Genomic DNA, 17,860 nt, shown 5'->3' with positions numbered 1-17,860 from the left:
GCTACTGACGAGTGTTCTTCTGGGTGTACTGGCTGATCTGGCTCAGGTTGTAGCGGGCGCTGTCCTCGGCCCGCTCCTCCCAGGCGAAGACGCAGACCGTGGCGATGCCGTCGAAATCGACCTCGTGCAGGGTGCGGAAGAAGGTGTCCCAGTCGACCTCGCCCTGGCCGATGTCCAAGTGCTGGTGGACGCGGGCCGTCGAGCCGGGCGGGTTGACGATGTAGCGCAGGCCGGACGAGCCGCGGAAGTCGAACGAGTCGGCTATGTGGACCTGGGTGAGCAGCGGACCCGCGTACCTCATGATCGCCTCAAGGTCTCCGCCCTGATGGAAGGTGTGCGGGGCGCAATAGAGGAACGACACGCGGTCCGAGTTGATGCCGCGGATCAGGTTGACGGCCGCGATGCCGTCCTCGACGAAGTCGTCCGGGTGGGGTTCGAGGACGAGCCGGACGCCCTCCCGTTCGAAGATCGGCAGCAGCTCCTCCATCGAGCGCCAGAACTGGGCCTCGCACTCGTCCGGCCGTGACGGGCGGCCGTTGAACTCGGAGTTCATCACGTCGACGCCGAGGTCCACGGTGATCTCGATGGCGCGCTTCCAATACCGTACGGCCGCCTGGCGTTCGTCCTCGGACGGGCCCGACCAGCGGTAGAGCGGCAGAACGGACGCCACCTCCACCTCGGCCGCGGCCAGCGCCCGCTTGAAGGCCGCCACCCCCGCCCCGTCCACCCGAGGGTGGACGAAGAACGGCAGGAAGTCGTCGCGCGGGGACATCTCGATGTGGTGGTAGCCGAGGTCGGCCACCACCCGGGGCAGGTCCAGCAGCGGCACCTGGCGCAGCATGTACGGGTCGAGGGCGATCTTCACGCCGCCACCTCCACGCCGTACAGCTTCGGGCGTTCGGCCAACGCCACCGGCACCCGCGAGCCGGTTCGCAGGGCGGCCACGCCCGCGTCCGACACGGCCGCCGCCGCGTAGCCGTCCCAGGCGCTCGGGCCGACCGGCCCGCCGCCCGCCGCCAGGGAGTCGATCCATTCCTGAAACTCCACGTCGTACGCCCGCAGGAAGCGCTCCCGCCAGTCGGCCGGCACCGGATCCGCCGCGACACCGCCGTGCCGGATCGTGACCAGCGAGGCGTTGCCCAGCGCGGCCGTGCCGTTCTCGCCGACCACCTCCCCGCGGATGTCGTAGCCGTACCGGATGTTCACCGAGATCTCCACGTCGACCAGGACGCCGCCCGCCATCTCCATCACCACGAACAGCGGATCCTGCAGGTCCCCGCCGTTGCCGCTGCGCCGGGGAACCAGGACGCGGATGGCCGCCACCTCGTCCTCGAACAGCCAGCGCACCATGTCGATCTCGTGCACGGCGGTGTCGGTGATCGCCATCTCCTTCGCGTAGAACGACGGCACGCTGGCGTTGCGATGGGCGCAGTGCATCATCAGTGGCCGGCCGATCGCGGCGAGGGAGGCCTTCAGCGCCCGGTATTCCGCGTCATAGCGGCGCATGTACCCGACTTGCACCAAGCGGCGGCCCGAGGCCACTTCGGCGTCGACGATGCGGAGGCAGGCCTCCTGCGTGGTCGCGAGGGGCTTTTCACAGAACACCGGTTTGCCCGCCGCGATCGCGGCCAGAACGTATTCCTCGTGGGTGGGGCCCCACGAGCAGACCACCACCGCGTCCACATCAGCCGAGTTGATCACCGAGGATCCGGAAGCGTGGACCTGGGCGCCGATGCGCGCGCCGACCGACGCGGCCACCGCGGTGTCGACGTCCGTCACCGCGGTCACCTGGACGCCGGCCAGCACCGTCGTCATCCGGCGGATGTGGTCCTGGCCGATCATGCCAGTGCCGATGACTCCAACCTTCAGCATGAATGCCCCTCAGCGCTTCAGCTCGTGCGACAGCTCGGCCAGCTCGTCGCCGCCGGCCATCTGCTGGGTCAGCTCGTCGAGGCCGACCTGTTTGCGGGTCTTGTCCAGCGTCGTCGCGCCCAGCTTGAGGATCACGAAGTGGTCGCCGACCATGTACGCGTGATGCGGGTTGTGGGTGATGAACACGACGCCCAGTCCCGCGTCACGGGCCGCCGCCACGTACTTGAGGACCACGCCGGACTGCTTGACGCCCAGCGCCGCCGTCGGCTCGTCGAGGATCAGCACCCGCGCCCCGAAGTAGACCGCCCGGGCGATCGCCACGCACTGGCGCTGGCCGCCGGAGAGCGTGCCGATCGGCTGGTTGATGTCCTTGACGACGATGCCCATCTTGCGCAGCTCGGCGTCGGCGATCTCACGCATCTGCCTGACCTTCAGCCCGGCCAGCGGATAGCGGCCCGCGGTCAGCTCGGAGCCGAGGAAGAAGTTGCGCCACACCTCCATCAGCCCGACCACCGCCAGGTCCTGGTACACCGTGGCGATGCCGTGCGACAGGGCCTCGCGCGGTGAGCCGAAGTTGACCTCTTTGCCGTCGACGCGCAGGCTGCCCTCGTTGTGCGGGTGCAGGCCCGAGATGATTTTGATCAGGGTGGACTTGCCGGCGCCGTTGTCGCCGAGCACGCAGGTGACCTCGCCCGCGTTGACCCGCAGGTTGATGCCGCGCAGGGCCCGGATGGCGCCGTACGACTTGCCGACGCCCTCCATCTCGACGAGCGGCTCGCCGCGGTGCAGGCCTCTGTCGGCGTGGTCGGCCAGGGTATCGGTCATCGCTCAGCCGACCTTCCTTCTGGTGGACATCCGTTTCACGTACAGGTTGACCAGCACCGCCAGCAGCAGCATCACGCCGAGGAAGGCCTTGAACCAGTTCGGGTCCCAGCCCGCGTAGATGATGCCGAGGCTGGTCATACCGAAGATGAAGGCGCCGATGGCGACGCCTATCGCGTTGCCGTAGCCGCCGGTGAGCAGCGTGCCGCCGACGACCGCGGCGATGATGTAGAGGAACTCGTTGCCGACGCCGCCGCCGGCCTGGAGCGTGTTGAACCGGAAGAGCTGGTGCATCCCGACGAACCAGCCCAGGAACGACACCACCATGAAAAGCCCGATTTTGGTACGGACCACCGGCACGCCGACGGCCCGGGCGCTGTCCGCGTTCCCGCCCACCGCGAAGATCCAGTTGCCGACGCGGGTCCGCTGCAGCGTCCACGCGGCGAGCGCGACGAAGAAGATCCACCAGAGCACCGACGTCCAGATCGTCACCGACCCGATCTTGAAGCTGGACGCGAAGATCGTGCCGAGCGAGTCGAAGCCGTCGATGTTGCTGATGTCCGGGGTGGAGACCGTCTCGGTGACCAGTTTGGTCACGCCCAGGTTGGCTCCCTGGAGCACGAAGAAGGTGCCCAGGGTGATGAGGAAGCTGGGAATGCCGGTCTTCATCACGAGATAGCCGTTGATGAAGCCGATCAGCAGGCAGAACACCAGCGACAGGGCCGCGCCGAGCCACAGGTTGACCCCGTAGTACCAGCAGAACATCGAGCTGAACAGGCCGGCCGTGTAGACGATGACGCCGGAGGAGAGGTCGAACTCCCCGCCGATCATCAGCAGGCCGACGCCGACCGCGACGATGCCGATCACCGACGACTGGTACAGGACGGTGAAGAACGACTCGGCCGACCGGAACGACGGCGCCAGGATCAGGAAGAAGATGAAGATGATGATCGCCGCGACCAGGGCGCCGATCTCGGGCCGGGCCAGGAGCCGGCTGACCAGGGCCGGCCGGACCCGTTCGGCCGAATGGGAGGAGGGCGCCGGAGCGACTGTCTGAGTCATGACGGTACCTCCTCTACCGCGTGTTGTTCTTGGTGAACGGCAGGATCTTGTCGATGTTCGCCGAGTCCACGAAGGACGGGCCGGTCAGCACGGCCTTGCCGCCGCCGATGTCGTTGCCGTTCTTGAGGTTCAGGTAGAGCGAGGTGACGGCCATGTAGCCCTGCACGTACGGCTGCTGGTCGATCGAGAAGAGGATGTTGCCGCTCTTGATCTCGGTCGCGGCCTGCTCGTTGAGGTCGAAGGTGACCAGCTTGGCCTGGCTGCCGGACTGCTGGCGGGCCTTGATGGCGTCGAGCGCCTGCGGGGCGCCGAGCGTGACGATGGCGTCGATCGACTTGTCCTGGGCCAGCTTGGCCTGCAGGGTCGAGGTCACGGCTGCGTCGTCGGCCCCGTTGACCTGGATGTTCTCGGTGCCGGGGACGGAGCTCTTCACACCCGCGCAGCGCGCCTCGAGGGCGACCGAGCCGGTCTGCTGGATGACGCAGAGCGGGTGCTTGGTGCCCTGCTCGGCCAGCCTCTTGCCGGCCTCGGTGCCGGCCAGGGTCTCGTCCGAGCCGAAGTACATCAGGGCGCCGAGCCGCTGGTAGTCGTTGATGCCGGAGTTGAAGCCGACCACCGGGATCTTGGCGTCGGTGGCCGCCTTGACCGCGCCGGCCAGGGCGTCCGGCGTGACCAGGGTGGTGGCGATGCCGTTGACCTTGGAGTCGACCGCGTTCTGGATCAGGACGGCCTGCTTGGGCGCCTCGGGGTCGTTGGAGTATTTCAGCGTGATCCCGGTGTCCTTGGCCGCCTGGTTGGCGCCGTTCTTGACCTTGTCCCAGAACGTGTCGCCCGGCGTCTCGTGCGTGATGAAGGCGATCGTGTAACCGGAGCTCCCGGCGGCGTTGCCGCCGCTGGTATCCGTCTCGTCGGTCTTCTCGCGTCCGCCGCCGCTGCACGCGGTGGCGGCGAGGACCACGGCCGCGCCGAGGGCGGCGATCCGGAAGGTACGGGTCCGAGCGGTCATATCTTCTCTCCTGAGGGACGGGATGTGAGGCCACGGCTGTTCAGGTAGGCGCGGGTCCGCTGGGCGATCGGCAGCGGGACGTCGAAGTCGACCGGGTACATGTCCTGCTCGACGACCACGAAGATCTCGGCGTCGAGCTCGCCGAGCGCGTCGAGCACGGAGGGGACGTCCGGCTCGCCGGCCGGGGGTTCGACGCTCGCGCCCATGGCGACGGCCTGGCCGAAGGCGAGGTCTTCGGCCACGGCCCGCCGGGCGATGGCGGGGTCCATCTGTTTGATGTGGACGTAGCCCACCCGTTCGGGATATTTCCGGATCAGGCCGGGGACGTCGGCCCGGCGGTACGCGAGATGCCCGGTGTCCAGGCACAGCGAGACGAAGCGGGGATCGGTCTCGTCGAGGAAACGTTCGGTCTGCTGCTGCGTCTCCACCTGGTAGTCCGCATGCGGGTGGAAGCGCATGTGCACCCCGTACTCCTCGAGCAGCACGCGCCCGAGGGTGTTGGTGTTCCTGATCAGAGCGGCCCAGGCGTCCTCGCCGAGGGTCGCGGGCTCGAGATAGGCGCCCGTTTTGTCGTCCCGGTAGCCAGGCACTGGGACGAAAACGACATTTTGCGCACCGACGGCCGAGGCCAACGAGGCCACCTTGCGGGTCTCCTCGAGAACGGAGTCGAAGTCCTTGTGCGGCCCACCGGCGCCCGCGACCGTTCCGCCGGCACACGACAATCCGCGCGACTCGAGCTCGTCGCGCAACTGCGACGGATCGGTGGGCAAGTATCCGTACGGGCCGAGCTCCAGCCACCGATATCCCGCCGCGACCATCTCGTCGAGGAACCGGTCCCACGGCGTCTGCTGAGGATCGTCGGCGAACCACACGCCCCACGAGTCGGGGCAGCTGCCGAGTTGCAGGTGTCGGATTTCCATGGATATCAGCTCGCAGTCGGGAAGTGGAGGGACGCGTCGGAGGTGGCGGACACGTGCGGCCAGCGGGAGGTGACGACCTTGCCGCGGGTGTAGAACGAGACGCCCTCGGGACCGTGGATGTGCTTGTCGCCGAACAGGGACGCCTTCCACCCGCCGAAGGAGTAATAGGCCATCGGCACCGGGATGGGCACGTTGATGCCGATCATCCCGACCCGGACCCCGCGCTGGAACCGCCGCGCCGCCTCGCCGCTGCTGGTGAAGATCGCGGTGCCGTTGCCGTACGGATTGCTGTTGATCAGGTCGATGGCCGCGTCGACGGTGTCCGCGCGGACCACCGACAGCACCGGCCCGAAGACCTCCTCGGTGTAGACGTCCATCGACGGCACCACCTGGTCGAGCACAGTCGGCCCGACGAAGAACCCGTCCTCGTACCCGGGAACCCGAAGCCCGCGCCCGTCCACCGTGACCTTCGCGCCCTGGCGTTCGCCGCTGTCGATCAGCCCTTCGATCCGCTGCTTCGCCGCCGCCGTCACCACCGGGCCCATCTCCGACTTCGGATCGCGCCCGGAACCGACCACCACGTCGCCCGCCTTGCGGGTCACCAGGTCGACCAGCGCGTCGCCGGCCGCGCCGACGGCCACCGCGGCCGAGATCGCCATGCACCGCTCGCCGGCCGAGCCGAACGCCGCCGCCGTCAGGTGACCGGCCGCGAAGTCGAGGTCGGCGTCGGGCAGGATGATCGCGTGGTTCTTGGCCCCGCCGAGCGCCTGCACCCGCTTGCCGTGCGAGTTGGCCTGCTCGTGGATGTAGCGGGCGATCGGGGTGGACCCGACGAACGACACCGCCGCCACGTCCGCGTGGTGCAGCAGCGCGTCGACCGCCACCTTGTCGCCGTGCACGACGTTGAAGACGCCGTCCGGCAGCCCGGCCTGCTTGAGCAGCCCCGCGATGTAGTTGGAGGCCGACGGGTCGCGCTCGCTCGGTTTGAGCACGAACGTGTTGCCGCAGGCGATCGCCACCGGGTACATCCACATCGGCACCATGGCCGGGAAGTTGAACGGCGTGATCCCGGCGCAGACGCCGAGCGGCTCCCGGAAGCTGAACACGTCGACGCCGGTCGAGGCCTGGTCGGAGTACGAGCCCTTGAGCAGTTCGGGGATGCCGCAGGCGAACTCGATCACCTCGAGCCCGCGCTGCACCTCGCCGGCCGCGTCCGAGAGCACCTTGCCGTGCTCGTCCGAGACGATCTCCGCGATCTGCTTGACGTTCGCGTTGACCAGCTCACGGAAGTTGAACATGATCTTCGTGCGTTTGCTCAGCGAGGCCTGGCTCCAGGTCTGGAACGCGATGCGGGCGGCCGTGACCGCGGCGTCCACGTCGGCCTCGGAGGCCAGCACCACCTCGTGCTGCTGACGGCCGGTGGCCGGGTTGTAGACGCGGCCGCGCCGGTCGCCGGACCCGGCGGTGAACTCGCCGTCGATCCAGTGCTCGATGGTTGCCATGGCGTTCTCCTAGAGGTATTGCCGTTGGTCACGTTTCGCGGCGTCGTAGGTCTCCCGCGCCGCCCGGGTGCTCCGCAGGGACGAGACCTCCGGCACGGGCACGTCCCACCACGACTCGGAGGACGGCACCGGGGACAGCGGATCGGTCTCGATGTGCACGACGGTCAGCCGGTCGGAATCGCGGGCCCGCTTGAGCCCGTCGCGCAGGTCGGCGATGGTGCGGCAGCGGATCACGGCGGCGCCCAGGCTCTCCGCGTTCACCGCGAGATCGACCGGCAGGCGGCCGCCGTCGTAGTCCTGACCGGCGCCGCGGAACTGGTAGCTCGTGCCGAACCGCTGCGAGCCGAGCGACTCCGAGAGGGCGCCGATCGAGGCGAAGCCGTGGTTCTGCACCAGGACCAGGATCAGCTTGATGCCCTCGGCCACGGCGGTGACGATCTCCTGCGCCATCATCAGGTACGAGCCGTCACCGACCAGCGCGTAGACCTCGCGCGACGGGTCGGCCAGCTTGATGCCGAGCGCCCCGGCGATCTCGAAGCCCATGCACGAGTAGCCGTACTCGACGTGGTACTGCTTCGGGTCGCCGGCCCGCCACAGCAGTTGCAGGTCACCGGGCATGCTTCCGGCCGCCTGCACCACGACGTCGCGTGTTCCGCACGCCTCGTTCACGGCCCCGATGACCTCGCTCTGGGCGGGCAGGGGTCCATGTCCGAGGTGGTACGCCCTGCCGACCGTCTCCTGCCACAGCGCGACATCGGCGCGGAAGTCGTCCGGGAACCGCCGCCCGTCCAGGGCTGCCAGCAGTTCCGACAGGCCGGCCCGGGCGTCGGCCACCACCGGGTACGCCGATTCCTTGTGCGCGTCGAACGACGCCACGTTGATGTTCACGAACTTCACGGACGGATGCTGAAAGGCCGTACGGGAAGCGGTCGTGAAGTCGCTGTATCGCGTGCCGACACCGATGATCACGTCGGCCTCGCGGGCCAGCCGGTTCGCCACCGGGGTGCCGGTCGAGCCGACGCCGCCCACCGACTGGGGATGGTCCCAGCTCAGCGCGCCCTTGCCGGCCTGCGTGTCGGCCACCGGGATGCCGGTCTCGCGGGCGAACTGGTCGAGCTCGGCCGACGCCTCGGAGTAGACGGCGCCGCCACCGGCGATGATCAGCGGACGCCTGGCCTCGCGGATCACCTCGGCCGCCCGTGCCACGAACGCCGGCTCGGCCAGCGGCCGGGCCACGTGCCAGACCCGCTTGGCGAACAACGCGTCGGGGAAGTCGTACGCCTCGGCCTGGACGTCCTGGGGAAGGCAGAGGGTGACCGCGCCGGTCTCCGCCGGGTCGGTCAGAACCCGCATCGCGGCCAGCAGGGCCGACGGCAGCTGCTCGGGCCGCCAGATCCGGTCGAAGAAACGGGACAGCGGCCGGAAGGCGTCGTTCACCGACACGTCGTAGCCGCGCGGATCCTCCAGTTCCTGCAGCACCGGTGACGCGGCCCGGGTGGCGAAGACATCGGAGGGCAGCAGCAGGACCGGCAGCCGGTTGACGGTGGCCAGGGCGGCCCCGGTCAGCATGTTCGTCGAGCCGGGCCCGATGGACGCCGTACAGGCCAACGTGGACAGCCGGTTCTTCATCCGGGCGTAGCCGGCCGCGGTGTGCACCATCGCCTGCTCGTTACGAGCGAGCCGGTACGGAAGATCGGCCTCACCGGTGCGCTGCGCCTGAAGAAGGGCCTGGCCGATCCCGGCCACGTTGCCGTGCCCGAAGATGCCCAGGCAGCCGGCGATCGTGCGCTGCTCGGCGCCGTCGCGCTCGGTCCACTGGTTGGCCAGGAACCGCACCACGGCCTGCCCTACGGTGAGTCTCACAGACGCGTCCTTTCGGTGTGGGTGGTCATGGGCAACCGCGGGTCGACGGGGACACCGGTCCACGAGGAGCGCACCCAGCCGTGCGCCGGGTCGTCGCGCACCAGCCACTCGCGGGCGCCGGGACCGGCCATCACGTTGAGGTAGTAGAGGTCGTAGCCGGGGGCGGCCATCGACGGGCCGTGCCAGCCGTACGGGATGAGCACGACGTCGCCCGAGCGCACCTCGGCGCACACGTCGATCGGGCGGTCGGGATGCCCGTACACCCGCTGGAAGCCGCACCCCGACGTGCCCGCCGGCGACGCCGCGACCTCGAAGTAGTAGATCTCCTCGAGGCTCGACTCGCCCTCGCCGGCCTCGTCGTGCTTGTGCGGCGGGTACGACGACCAGTTGCCGCCCGGGGTGAGCACTTCGCAGGCGATCAAGCGGTCGGCCTCGAAGTTCTCCGGGGTGCAGAAGTTGTTGACCTGCCGGCTGGCCTGCCCGGCCCCGCGCATCTCGACTTTCACGTCCTGGGCCGCGCCGTAGCGGAACGGCAGCCGCCTGCTCGCCCGCGCCGCCGGCAGCGCGAACCGGCCGCCGTTGGGGGCGCGAACGGTCACCGTGGAGTCGCGCGGCACGTACGCGAAGTCGGTGACCCGGGAGAAGACCGAGCGCCGCCCGGTCAGCGTCATCCGCTCGTCGTCACATGTCACGTCGCAGCCGCCGGACAGCGGCAGGACCAGCATCTCGTCCGGCCCGGTGACGAACTTGGCCCGCGAGCCCACCGGCAGGTCGAGCACCCGCAACCCGCTGTACCGCCAGCCCGCGTTCTCCGGCGTCACGACCAGGTCGAACGGCTTGTCGGCGGTGCTGCCCCGCCGCATCAGCGGATTGACGCGCGCGCTCATAACAGTCCCACCGCTCGGTCGACCGCGTCGGCCACGGACCCGCTCGCCGGGTAGAGCAGCGACCGCCCGATCACCAGCCCCTGCACGGTCGGCAGTTCAAGAGCTTTCCGCCAGGCCGTGTACGCGGCCTCGCCCTCACCGCCGAGGATGAGCGCGGGCAGCGTCGTCGCGGCCATCACCCGCTCCATGTCGTCGACGACCGGCACCTTGAGCCACGTGTAGGCCGAGGTGGTCCCGAGCCCGGCCGCGACGGTCACCGCCCGGATCATGGCCTCGGCGGTCAGCTCGTTGCGGACGCGGCCGTCGACGCGGTGCGAGATGAACGGCTCGACCATCGCCATCTTGCGCCGGGCGGCCAGCGCGCCGATCGCGGTGCCGCACGCTTGCAGAGTGGCCACCGTGCCGGGATCGGTGGGGTCGATGCGCAGCAGCATCTTGCCGCCCTCGTAGCCGGCGGCCGCGATGGCGCCCGCGTCGTAGGCGGTGAACCGGTCGTCGATCTCGAAGCTGGTGCCGGCGAGGCCGCCGCGGTTCATCGAGCCGATGACGACCTTGTCGTCGAGCGCGCCGAGCAGCAGAAGGTCCTCGAGGATGTCGGGGGTGCCGAGGACACCGTTGACGCCGGGCCGGCTCAGCGCGGTGCCAAGCCGGTCGAGCAGGTCGGCCCGGTTGGCCATGGCCAGGGGGTCGTCGCCGGCCCGCAGCGCCCCTCGCGCCGGATGGTCGGCCGCGATGATCATCAGCTTGCCGTGCGGCCCGAACAACCCGGCCGGCCGGCGGCGCGAGGACGCGGCGGCGGCGATGGCGGCCGGGCGCCGGGTCCGGATGTCGAGGAGGCCGTCCAGGTCAGGCATGCCGTGCTCCTTCGATCAGGGCCCGCACCTCGTGTTCGGTGGGCATGGCGTCGGCGCAGGACAGTCGCGAGGCGACGATGGCTCCGGCGGCGTTGGCGAAGCGCATCGTCGCCTCGAGCTCCCACCCGGCGAGGAGTCCGTGGCAGAGGGCGCCCCCGAAGGCGTCACCGGCGCCGAGCCCGTTGACCACCTCGACCGGCACGGGCGGCACCTCCACTTGCTCGTCGCCGCGTGACGCCACCACCCCGGCCGGCCCCTGCTTGATCACGGCGAGGTCGACGCCCGCCTCGTGCAGCGCGGCGGCCGCCTCGGCCGGTTTCCGCACGCCGACCGCGGTCTCCGCCTCGTCGAGGTTGCCCACGGCGACCGTCACGTAGGGCAGCGCCTCCGCGTACCACCGCCGGGCCTGCTCGCGTGTGGACCAGAACATGGGCCGGTAATCGAGGTCGAACACCGTGATGCCCGACTTCTCGCGATGTTTGAGGGCGGTCAGTGTGGCGGTGCGGCTGGGCTCCTGCGACAGGCCGGTTCCGGTGATCCAGAAGATCCTGGCGTTCCTGATCGCCTCGAGATCCAGTTCGGACGGATGGATCTCCAGGTCGGGCGCCTTCGGGAAGCGGTAGAAGTAGAGCGGGAAGTCGTCGGGCGGGAAGATCTCGCAGAACGTCACCGGCGTCGGCAGCGCCGCCACCGGGGTGACGAACCGGTCGTCGACCCCGAAGCCGCGCAGCGCGTCGTGCAGGAACTCGCCGAAGGGATCGTCGCCGGTGCGCGTGATGACCGCGGCCCGGCGGCCGTAGCGGGCGGCGGCGACGGCCACGTTGGACGCGCTGCCGCCGAGGAACTTGGCGAAGGTGCGCACTTCACGCAGCGAGACGCCGGCCTGTTCGGGATACAGGTCGACGCCGATACGTCCCATCGTCAGTACCTCGTCCGCGGGCATGCGCGAGCCTCCGGGTGCGATCTCCGGCGAATGATCAGATTTCGGGCACGATGAGGCGTGCCGTGTGCCGTGCTTGAATCCGGCGCGTTGATCGAGATGATCGCCTTCGGTAACCGCTCGGCGACGCTAGGTTTGCTGCCTTCGATGTAATAGCTTGGAGCGGTCTACGTCAATACTTTGTCATGACAAACTGATGATCCGAGGGGGAGCAGTGACATCGGACCTGTCGCCGCCGTTTCGACCGGTCGAGGTGGACCGCACGAGCCCGGTGCCGCTGTATTTCCAGGTGGCGACCCGTTTGCAGGAGCTGATCGAGAAGGGCGACATCGGCGTCGGCGCCCGCATCGAGAACGAGGTGGACCTGGCCGAACGCCTCGGCGTCTCCCGCCCGACGACGCGGCGCGCCATCCAGTACCTGGTCGAGCGCGGCATGCTGGTGCGCAAGCGCGGCGTCGGCACGCAGGTCGTCCACCCCAAGGTCCGCCGCCCGGTCGAGCTCTCCAGCCTGTACGACGACCTGGTCGCCGGCGACCGTTCCCCCCGCACCGAGGTGCTCGAGCTGCGCACCATGCCGGCCCCCGACCCGATCGCCGCCGCGCTGGAGGTGGCGCCCGGCAGCGAGGTCACCTGGATCGAGCGCCTGCGCTACGCCGGCGGCGAACCGCTGGCCCTGATGCACAACGCCATCCCGGTCGACGTCCTCCGCCTGACCCGCGAAGCCCTGGCCACCCACGGCCTGTACGAACTGCTGCGCCGAGCCGGCCTCACCCCCCGGATAGCCACCCAGGTGATCGGCGCCCGGTCCGCCACGGCGGCCGAGGCCCGGGTCCTCTCGGAGAAGCGAGGAGCTTCCCTGCTGACCATGACCCGCACGGCATGGGACGCGGGCGGCCGCGCCCTCGAATACGGCAGCCACGTCTACCGGGCCAGCCGCTACAGCTTCGAACTCAACCTCTCCGCCGGCTGATCGCGGTCAGACGCCGGCTTTGCGGGCGGCGGACAGGAGGCTCTCGGCGGCTTGGCGTAGGCCCTCGATCTGGTCCAGTTCGGTGTCCTCGTGTTCGATGTTGACGGCCATGTCGGGGTCCACGGCGTGCAGGGCTTGGAGGAACGGCACCCAGAAGTCGTCGCCGTGGCCGCGGCCCACGGCGACGAACTGCCAGGACGGGCTTTGCGGCCACTGGTTCAAGGTGTTGGCGCCGCCCAGGTTGAGCGGGTTGTTCTCGGCCGGCGTACGGGTGAACCGGTCGTCGAGGACGCCGTACAGCTTCACGTTGTCGCCGTTGATGCGCGTGTCCTTGGCGGCGGCGTGGAAGACCAGATCACCGAGATGGCGGACGGCGGCGACCGGGTCGATGCCCTGCCAGAACAGGTGGCTCGGGTCCATCTCGGCGCCGACGTGGGTCGCGCCGGTCTGCTCGACCAGGCGGATCAGGGTGGGCGGGTTGAAGACCAGGTTGTGCGGGTGCATCTCGATGCAGACCTTCACGTCGGCGTCGGCCGCCCGGGCCTGGATGTCGCGCCAGAACGGGATCGCCACCTCCCGCCACTGACGGTCGAGGACGTCGAGATATTGGCTGTCCCACGGGTTGACCACCCAGTTGGCCACCGTGGCGCCGGGCTCGCCGCCGGGCAGGCCCGACATGGTCACCACCCGTTTGACGCCCAGTTCGGCGGCGAGTTCGATGGTGCGGTGCAGGTCGGCCGCGTGCTTCGGGCCGACCGCCGGGTCGGGGTTGAGCGGGTTGCCGTTGACGTTCAGGCCGGTCAGCGTGATGCCCGCCTGCCGGTAGCGGCCCAGGTAGTCCTCCCGGGCGCCGGCGCTGGCCAGCAGATCGCCGATGGGGATGTGGGGCGCGGCGATGAACCCGCCGGTGTTGATCTCGGCGCTGGTCAGGCCCAGCTCGCCGAGGATCTTCAGGGTCTCGTCGAGGGAACGGTCGTGCAGGCAGGCGGTGTAGGCGCCGAGTCGCATGGGGGACTCCTCAGAGCTGGACGGGTTTGTCGGCGGCCGAGACGACCGCCTCGAGGACGCGCAGGTTGTGCAGGCCGTGGGCCAGGTCGGGGCAGGGCGGCAGGCCCTCGGCGCCGGTGATCTGGTCGAGGAAGGCGCGGGCCTGGTAGACGAAGAAGTCGTTCTGCCCGTGACCGACGGTGGGGAAGTCCATGGGCAGGCCCCGGGCCGCGTACGGATGCCAGGGGCCGACGAAGACCGTACGGGCGCCGTTGATCGGGGTTTCGGCACTGCCGTCGACGATGGTGAACTCGGCCGGCCTGGTCATCTCGAACGAGGCGGAGCCGTTCTGGCAGAACAGGTCGACCCGCAGCGAGTTGGCGTGACCGTACGCCACCCGCGACAGCGAGAAGGTGCCGACCGCGCCGCTCGCGTAGGACGTGGTGAAGGTGCAGACGTCCTCGTTCTCCACGTCGACGAGCTCGTCGCTCACCTCGACGCCGCCGGCGTGGCCGACCGCGACGCCGAGCGGCCGGGGCCGCTGGGTGACCAGGGTGGCCATCGTCGTGCCCCGCACCCCGGCGGTCGGGCCGCAGAAGAACTCGGCCAGGTCGGTCAGGTGGCTGCCGATGTCGGCCAGCACGCCGGAGCCGGGGCCGCCCTGGTAGCGCCAGCTCATCGGCCGGGCCGGGTCGAAGCCGTAGTCGCACCAGTAGTTGCCGACGAAGTGGCGTACGGGCCCGAGCCGGCCCTCGACCTCTCTCTTGATGGCGTTGAGCGCGGGGGAGCGGCGGAACGTGAAGCCGACCGCGCCGACCCGGCCCGGCGCCGCCGCGGCGGCCGCGACCATCGCCTCGCCGTCGCGGACGGTGGGGGCCAGCGGTTTCTCACAGAGGACGTGCTTGCCGGCGGCCAGGGCCGCCTCGACGACCTCGCGATGCAGGCTGTTGGCCACGGCGACGCTGACCGCGTCGACGTCGGGGGCCTCGACGACGGCGCGCCAGTCGGTCTCGGCCCGCTCGTAGCCGTAGCGCCGGGCGGCGTCGGCCGCGAACGGCTCGTGCAGGTCGGCGATGGCGACCAGCCGGGGCGCGGGCAGGCCGGTGCCGAAGACGGTGGCGGCGTTGCGATAGGCGTTGGCGTGCGCGCGGCCGACCATTCCGGCCCCGATCACCGCCACGCCGAGGGGCGGGTGTGTCATCAGGAAGACCTCGCTTTAAAGCGCTTTAAGAATTCCTGTACCATCCATGTTGATCTCGATCGATGTCAAGGGGGCCGGGAAGTGGATCAGCGACCGCGTCTGGCGGACGTGGCGGCCCGGGTCGGGGTCTCGCCCGCTTCGGTGTCTCTTGTGCTGCGTGGCGCGCCCGGCCCGAGCGCCGAGACGCGCGAGCGGGTGCTCGCCGCCGCGGCCGAGCTGGGCTACCGCGCCGACCGCACGGCCAGCCTCCTGGCCCGCCGCCGGCGCCACCTGCTCGGCGTCATGCTCGACGTGCGCAACCCGTTCCACGCCGAGCTGGTCGAGGAACTGCACGTCGAGGCCGACAGCGCCGGCTACGAGATGGTGCTGTCCACGCTGACGCGCACCCGCGACGAGGACAGCGCGATCGAGACCCTGCTGGACTTCCGCTGCGAGGCGTTGATCCTGCTCGGCACCGACCTGTCCACCGACTCCCTGGACCGGCTGGCCGCCCAGGTGCCGTGCGTCGTCGTCGGCCGCATGGCCCCCGACGCCCCGGTCGACGTGGTCCGCCCGGCCGACGACGCCGGCGCCGACGCGGCCCTCAACCATCTGATCGGTCTCGGACATTCGCGCATCGCGTTCGTCGACGGCGGGTCCGGTGTCGTCGCCGAGGCCCGGCGCCGCGGCTATCGCCGGGCCATGCGCCGGGCCAAGCTTCCGGCGCGGGTGCTGCCGGGAGACCACACCGAAGAAGGTGGCGTACGGGCGGGGAAGGCACTCGTCGCCTCGGCCGACCGGCCGACCGCCGTCTTCGCCTCCAACGACCGCCTGGCCGTGGGCGTCATGGACGCCCTGCTCCGCGCGGGGGTCGACGTGCCGAGCGAGATCTCCGTGGTCGGCTACGACGACAGTTCGCTGGCCCGGCTCGCCCACATCGATCTGACCTCGGTCAACCAGGACGCGCCGGCCCAGGCTCGCGGCGCCGTGCGGGCCGCCGTCTCCCGGCTCGACGGCGGCCGTACGCGATGCTCCGAGCTCGTCCTGGCCCCGCGCCTGGTCGTGCGGGGAACCACGGCGCCGCCGGTCAGCCGCACGTGAGCAGGCCGGCCCGCTCCTTGGTCCGCAGCACGTGGCGGGCCGCGTCGTCCACCCGTACCCGGAAATCCTGGTCTTTTTCGGCCCGGTCGATGAGGGCGGCCGACATCGGCTTGGCGTCCGACGGGACGATCGTCAGCACCATGTCGCCGCCGGCGGCCACGAAGCGTACGGCTCGCTGTCCCGGCGGAAGCGTGCTGGCCGCCACCGCCGCGCCGAGGTCATCGGAGATGACGAGGCCCTGGAAGCCGAGCTTCTCGCGGAGCAGGCCGGTGACGATCGGCTTGGAGTAGGCCGCGATGGAGTCCTTGTCGAGCTTGGGATAGGACGCCGACGAGATCATCACGGCGGCCGACCCCGCGCCGATGCCGGCGGCGAAGGGCTGGAGGTACGGATCGTTCACCGTGGCGGTGGCGTCGACGGCCTGAGTCGACGTGTCGGTGTTGGCCCGCACCCGGCCGAGGCCGGGGAAGTGCTTGAGGGTGGTGAAGACGCCGGCGTCCTGCGACGCGGGCACCACGGTCGTGACGGCCGCGGCGACCTTGGCCGGATCCGAGCCGTACTGCCGCCGGAAGGCGCCGATGGGCGGATTCGCCTTGCCGACGTCGGCGGGCACGGCGTCGGCGACCGGGGCCAGGTTGAGGTTGACGCCGATCGCCGCGAGCCGGCGGGCGCTGTCCTGCGTCGTGGCGCGCAGCGTGGCGACCGGGCCGGCGCCGAGGCGTTCGGCGGAGGGCAGGATGGGGAAGTCCGGGCCCTTGAGCGTCTGTACGCTGCCGCCCTCCTGATCGAGGGCGACCAGCAGCGGCAGCGTCGCCTTCGATTGGACGTTCGCGATGTCGCCGCGCAACTCGGCGGCGGCGTGCGTGCTGCGCCCGCGCAGGAAGATCCCGCCGAGACGATATTGCCGTACGGCGCCGGCGTAGCCGGTCGGCGTGTCGACCGGCAGGCCGACCATGAGCAGCTGGCCCGCGCGCCCGGCCAGATCGAGACTGTCCAGCGTCCTTGTGACGCAGTCCTTGGGCTGCTCCGTGGGCGTCGTTGTCGGCGTCGGCGTCGTCGTCGTCGTCGTCGGCGGCGCTGCGCTCGTGCTCGCCGGGGCTGCTGCCGGTTTCTCCGTTCCGCAGGCGGTCAGGATCAAGAGCGCCGCGGCCGTGGTGGCGGCCCGGCTGTGCCAGCTGTGTTTCATCGGCGCTCACGCTATCGCGCGGGCGCGTCATTCCGTACGCAGCCCTTCCCCGGTACGCAGTCCCTCGAAGGCGATGGTGGTCAGTGCGCCGGCGATCGCCTCGGCGCCACCGGAGCGCGGCCGGTACCACTCGGTCAGCGAGTTGACCATGCCCAGGATCAGGCGGGCGACGGTCGCCGGGTCGATGTCCGGCCGTACCCCGCCCTCGGCCTGAGCCTGTTTGACCAGGTCGGTGACGATCGTGTCGAAGTCGCGCCGGCGGGCCAGCGCGTGCTGCTCGGCCTCGGTGTTGCCGCGCACCCGCAGCAGCACCGTCACGTATTCGAAGCGCTCGGCCAGCACCAGCACGCTGCGCCGGACCAGGCGCTCCAGCCGCTCGGGCGCGGGCAGGTCGAGCGCACGCACCTCGTCGGCCGCCTCGAACAACCCGTCCAGCGCCCGGTCCATCGCCATCTGGAGCAGCTGCTCCTTGCCGCTGATGTGGTGGTAGACGCTGGATTTCGTGATGCCCAGCGACTCGGCGATGTCGAACATGCTGGTGGCGTCGTAGCCGCGCTCGTTGAACAGCCGCACCGCCGCGGCGAGCACGGCATCCTGGTCATGACCGGGACGTCCGCGCCGTCGCGGGGCCGCGGGCCGGGTCATCTCAGTGCCATCCTGTCTCCCGGGGGTTGATTACCGGCCGTTCGGTCGGTAAATATGAGCACA

17 protein-coding genes are annotated in these 17,860 nt (G+C 70.2%); 2 read left to right on the top strand and 15 right to left on the bottom strand.

Annotated features, from left to right (window positions below):
• Window position 1 precedes the first annotated feature (1 nt).
• The 11 genes from AB0C26_RS27895 to iolC are packed head-to-tail and all read right to left on the bottom strand — an operon-like array spanning window position 2 to window position 11,707.
• Window positions 2-865, bottom strand: coding sequence for a sugar phosphate isomerase/epimerase (locus AB0C26_RS27895; protein ID WP_360253464.1), 864 nt, complete (start codon window positions 863-865; stop codon window positions 2-4).
• Entirely contained in the window at window positions 862-1,872 is a 1,011-nt protein-coding gene (locus AB0C26_RS27890) for a Gfo/Idh/MocA family oxidoreductase (RefSeq protein ID WP_360253462.1), read from the bottom strand. Before AB0C26_RS27890 ends, AB0C26_RS27895 begins: the two co-directional genes overlap by 4 nt.
• Window positions 1,873-1,881: 9 nt before the next feature.
• Window positions 1,882-2,697, bottom strand: coding sequence for an ATP-binding cassette domain-containing protein (locus AB0C26_RS27885; protein WP_360253460.1), 816 nt, complete (start codon window positions 2,695-2,697; stop codon window positions 1,882-1,884).
• A 3-nt stretch (window positions 2,698-2,700) separates the two neighbouring features.
• On the bottom strand, window positions 2,701-3,756 hold the full coding sequence (locus tag AB0C26_RS27880) for an ABC transporter permease (RefSeq protein WP_360253458.1): 1,056 nt from the start codon (window positions 3,754-3,756) through the stop codon (window positions 2,701-2,703).
• 13 nt (window positions 3,757-3,769) lie between these two features.
• The gene (locus AB0C26_RS27875) at window positions 3,770-4,762 is read right to left on the bottom strand and encodes a sugar ABC transporter substrate-binding protein (protein WP_360253456.1); all 993 of its coding nucleotides are present in this window, start codon (window positions 4,760-4,762) and stop codon (window positions 3,770-3,772) included.
• Window positions 4,759-5,682, bottom strand: a complete 924-nt coding sequence (locus tag AB0C26_RS27870; RefSeq protein WP_360253454.1) for a TIM barrel protein — start codon at window positions 5,680-5,682, stop codon at window positions 4,759-4,761. Before AB0C26_RS27870 ends, AB0C26_RS27875 begins: the two co-directional genes overlap by 4 nt.
• A gap of 5 nt (window positions 5,683-5,687) precedes the next feature.
• The gene (locus tag AB0C26_RS27865; protein WP_360253452.1) at window positions 5,688-7,184 is read right to left on the bottom strand and encodes a CoA-acylating methylmalonate-semialdehyde dehydrogenase; all 1,497 of its coding nucleotides are present in this window, start codon (window positions 7,182-7,184) and stop codon (window positions 5,688-5,690) included.
• Window positions 7,185-7,193: 9 nt separating this feature from the next.
• Window positions 7,194-9,047 (bottom strand): 3D-(3,5/4)-trihydroxycyclohexane-1,2-dione acylhydrolase (decyclizing), encoded by a 1,854-nt coding sequence (iolD, locus tag AB0C26_RS27860; RefSeq protein WP_360253450.1) that lies wholly within the window; start codon window positions 9,045-9,047, stop codon window positions 7,194-7,196.
• Window positions 9,044-9,934, bottom strand: a complete 891-nt coding sequence (gene iolB / locus AB0C26_RS27855; protein WP_360253448.1) for a 5-deoxy-glucuronate isomerase — start codon at window positions 9,932-9,934, stop codon at window positions 9,044-9,046. Before iolB ends, iolD begins: the two co-directional genes overlap by 4 nt.
• Entirely contained in the window at window positions 9,931-10,788 is an 858-nt protein-coding gene (locus AB0C26_RS27850) for an aldolase (protein ID WP_360253446.1), read from the bottom strand. The genes iolB and AB0C26_RS27850 overlap by 4 nt, the downstream gene beginning before the upstream one ends.
• A complete protein-coding gene (iolC, locus tag AB0C26_RS27845; protein ID WP_360253444.1) occupies window positions 10,781-11,707 on the bottom strand; it encodes a 5-dehydro-2-deoxygluconokinase in 927 nt (308 codons plus the stop codon). The genes AB0C26_RS27850 and iolC overlap by 8 nt, the downstream gene beginning before the upstream one ends.
• 235 nt (window positions 11,708-11,942) lie before the next feature.
• On the opposite strand from iolC, the gene AB0C26_RS27840 reads away from it, so the two are divergent.
• Window positions 11,943-12,698, top strand: a complete 756-nt coding sequence (locus AB0C26_RS27840) for a GntR family transcriptional regulator (protein ID WP_360253442.1) — start codon at window positions 11,943-11,945, stop codon at window positions 12,696-12,698.
• Between the two features lie 6 nt (window positions 12,699-12,704).
• Here the strand turns inward: AB0C26_RS27840 and AB0C26_RS27835 are convergent, their stop codons facing one another.
• Both AB0C26_RS27835 and AB0C26_RS27830 read right to left on the bottom strand, forming a co-directional pair.
• On the bottom strand, window positions 12,705-13,706 hold the full coding sequence (locus AB0C26_RS27835; RefSeq protein WP_360253440.1) for a sugar phosphate isomerase/epimerase: 1,002 nt from the start codon (window positions 13,704-13,706) through the stop codon (window positions 12,705-12,707).
• A gap of 10 nt (window positions 13,707-13,716) precedes the next feature.
• Complete coding sequence (locus tag AB0C26_RS27830) at window positions 13,717-14,886, bottom strand: Gfo/Idh/MocA family oxidoreductase (protein WP_360253438.1); 1,170 nt, start codon at window positions 14,884-14,886, stop codon at window positions 13,717-13,719.
• Between the two features lie 81 nt (window positions 14,887-14,967).
• Between AB0C26_RS27830 and AB0C26_RS27825 the strand changes: the two genes are divergently transcribed.
• Entirely contained in the window at window positions 14,968-15,966 is a 999-nt protein-coding gene (locus AB0C26_RS27825; protein WP_360253436.1) for a LacI family DNA-binding transcriptional regulator, read from the top strand.
• Here the strand turns inward: AB0C26_RS27825 and AB0C26_RS27820 are convergent.
• Window positions 15,953-17,152: a glycoside hydrolase family 3 N-terminal domain-containing protein gene (locus AB0C26_RS27820; RefSeq protein WP_360253434.1), complete on the bottom strand. Its 1,200-nt coding sequence runs from the start codon at window positions 17,150-17,152 to the stop codon at window positions 15,953-15,955. The genes AB0C26_RS27825 and AB0C26_RS27820 overlap by 14 nt on opposite strands.
• Before the next feature lie 27 nt (window positions 17,153-17,179).
• Window positions 17,180-17,797 carry a TetR/AcrR family transcriptional regulator gene (locus AB0C26_RS27815; protein ID WP_360253432.1) on the bottom strand — a complete coding sequence of 206 codons (618 nt, stop codon included), beginning with the start codon at window positions 17,795-17,797 and terminating at the stop codon, window positions 17,180-17,182.
• Window positions 17,798-17,860: the final 63 nt, after the last annotated feature.

The organism is Actinoplanes sp. NPDC048796, from assembly GCF_040650035.1.
Taxonomy (GTDB): Bacteria; Actinomycetota; Actinomycetes; order Mycobacteriales; family Micromonosporaceae; genus Actinoplanes.
The sequence above is the reverse complement of the archived record's forward strand: the minus strand, read 5'-3'. Positions and strand labels throughout refer to the sequence as shown.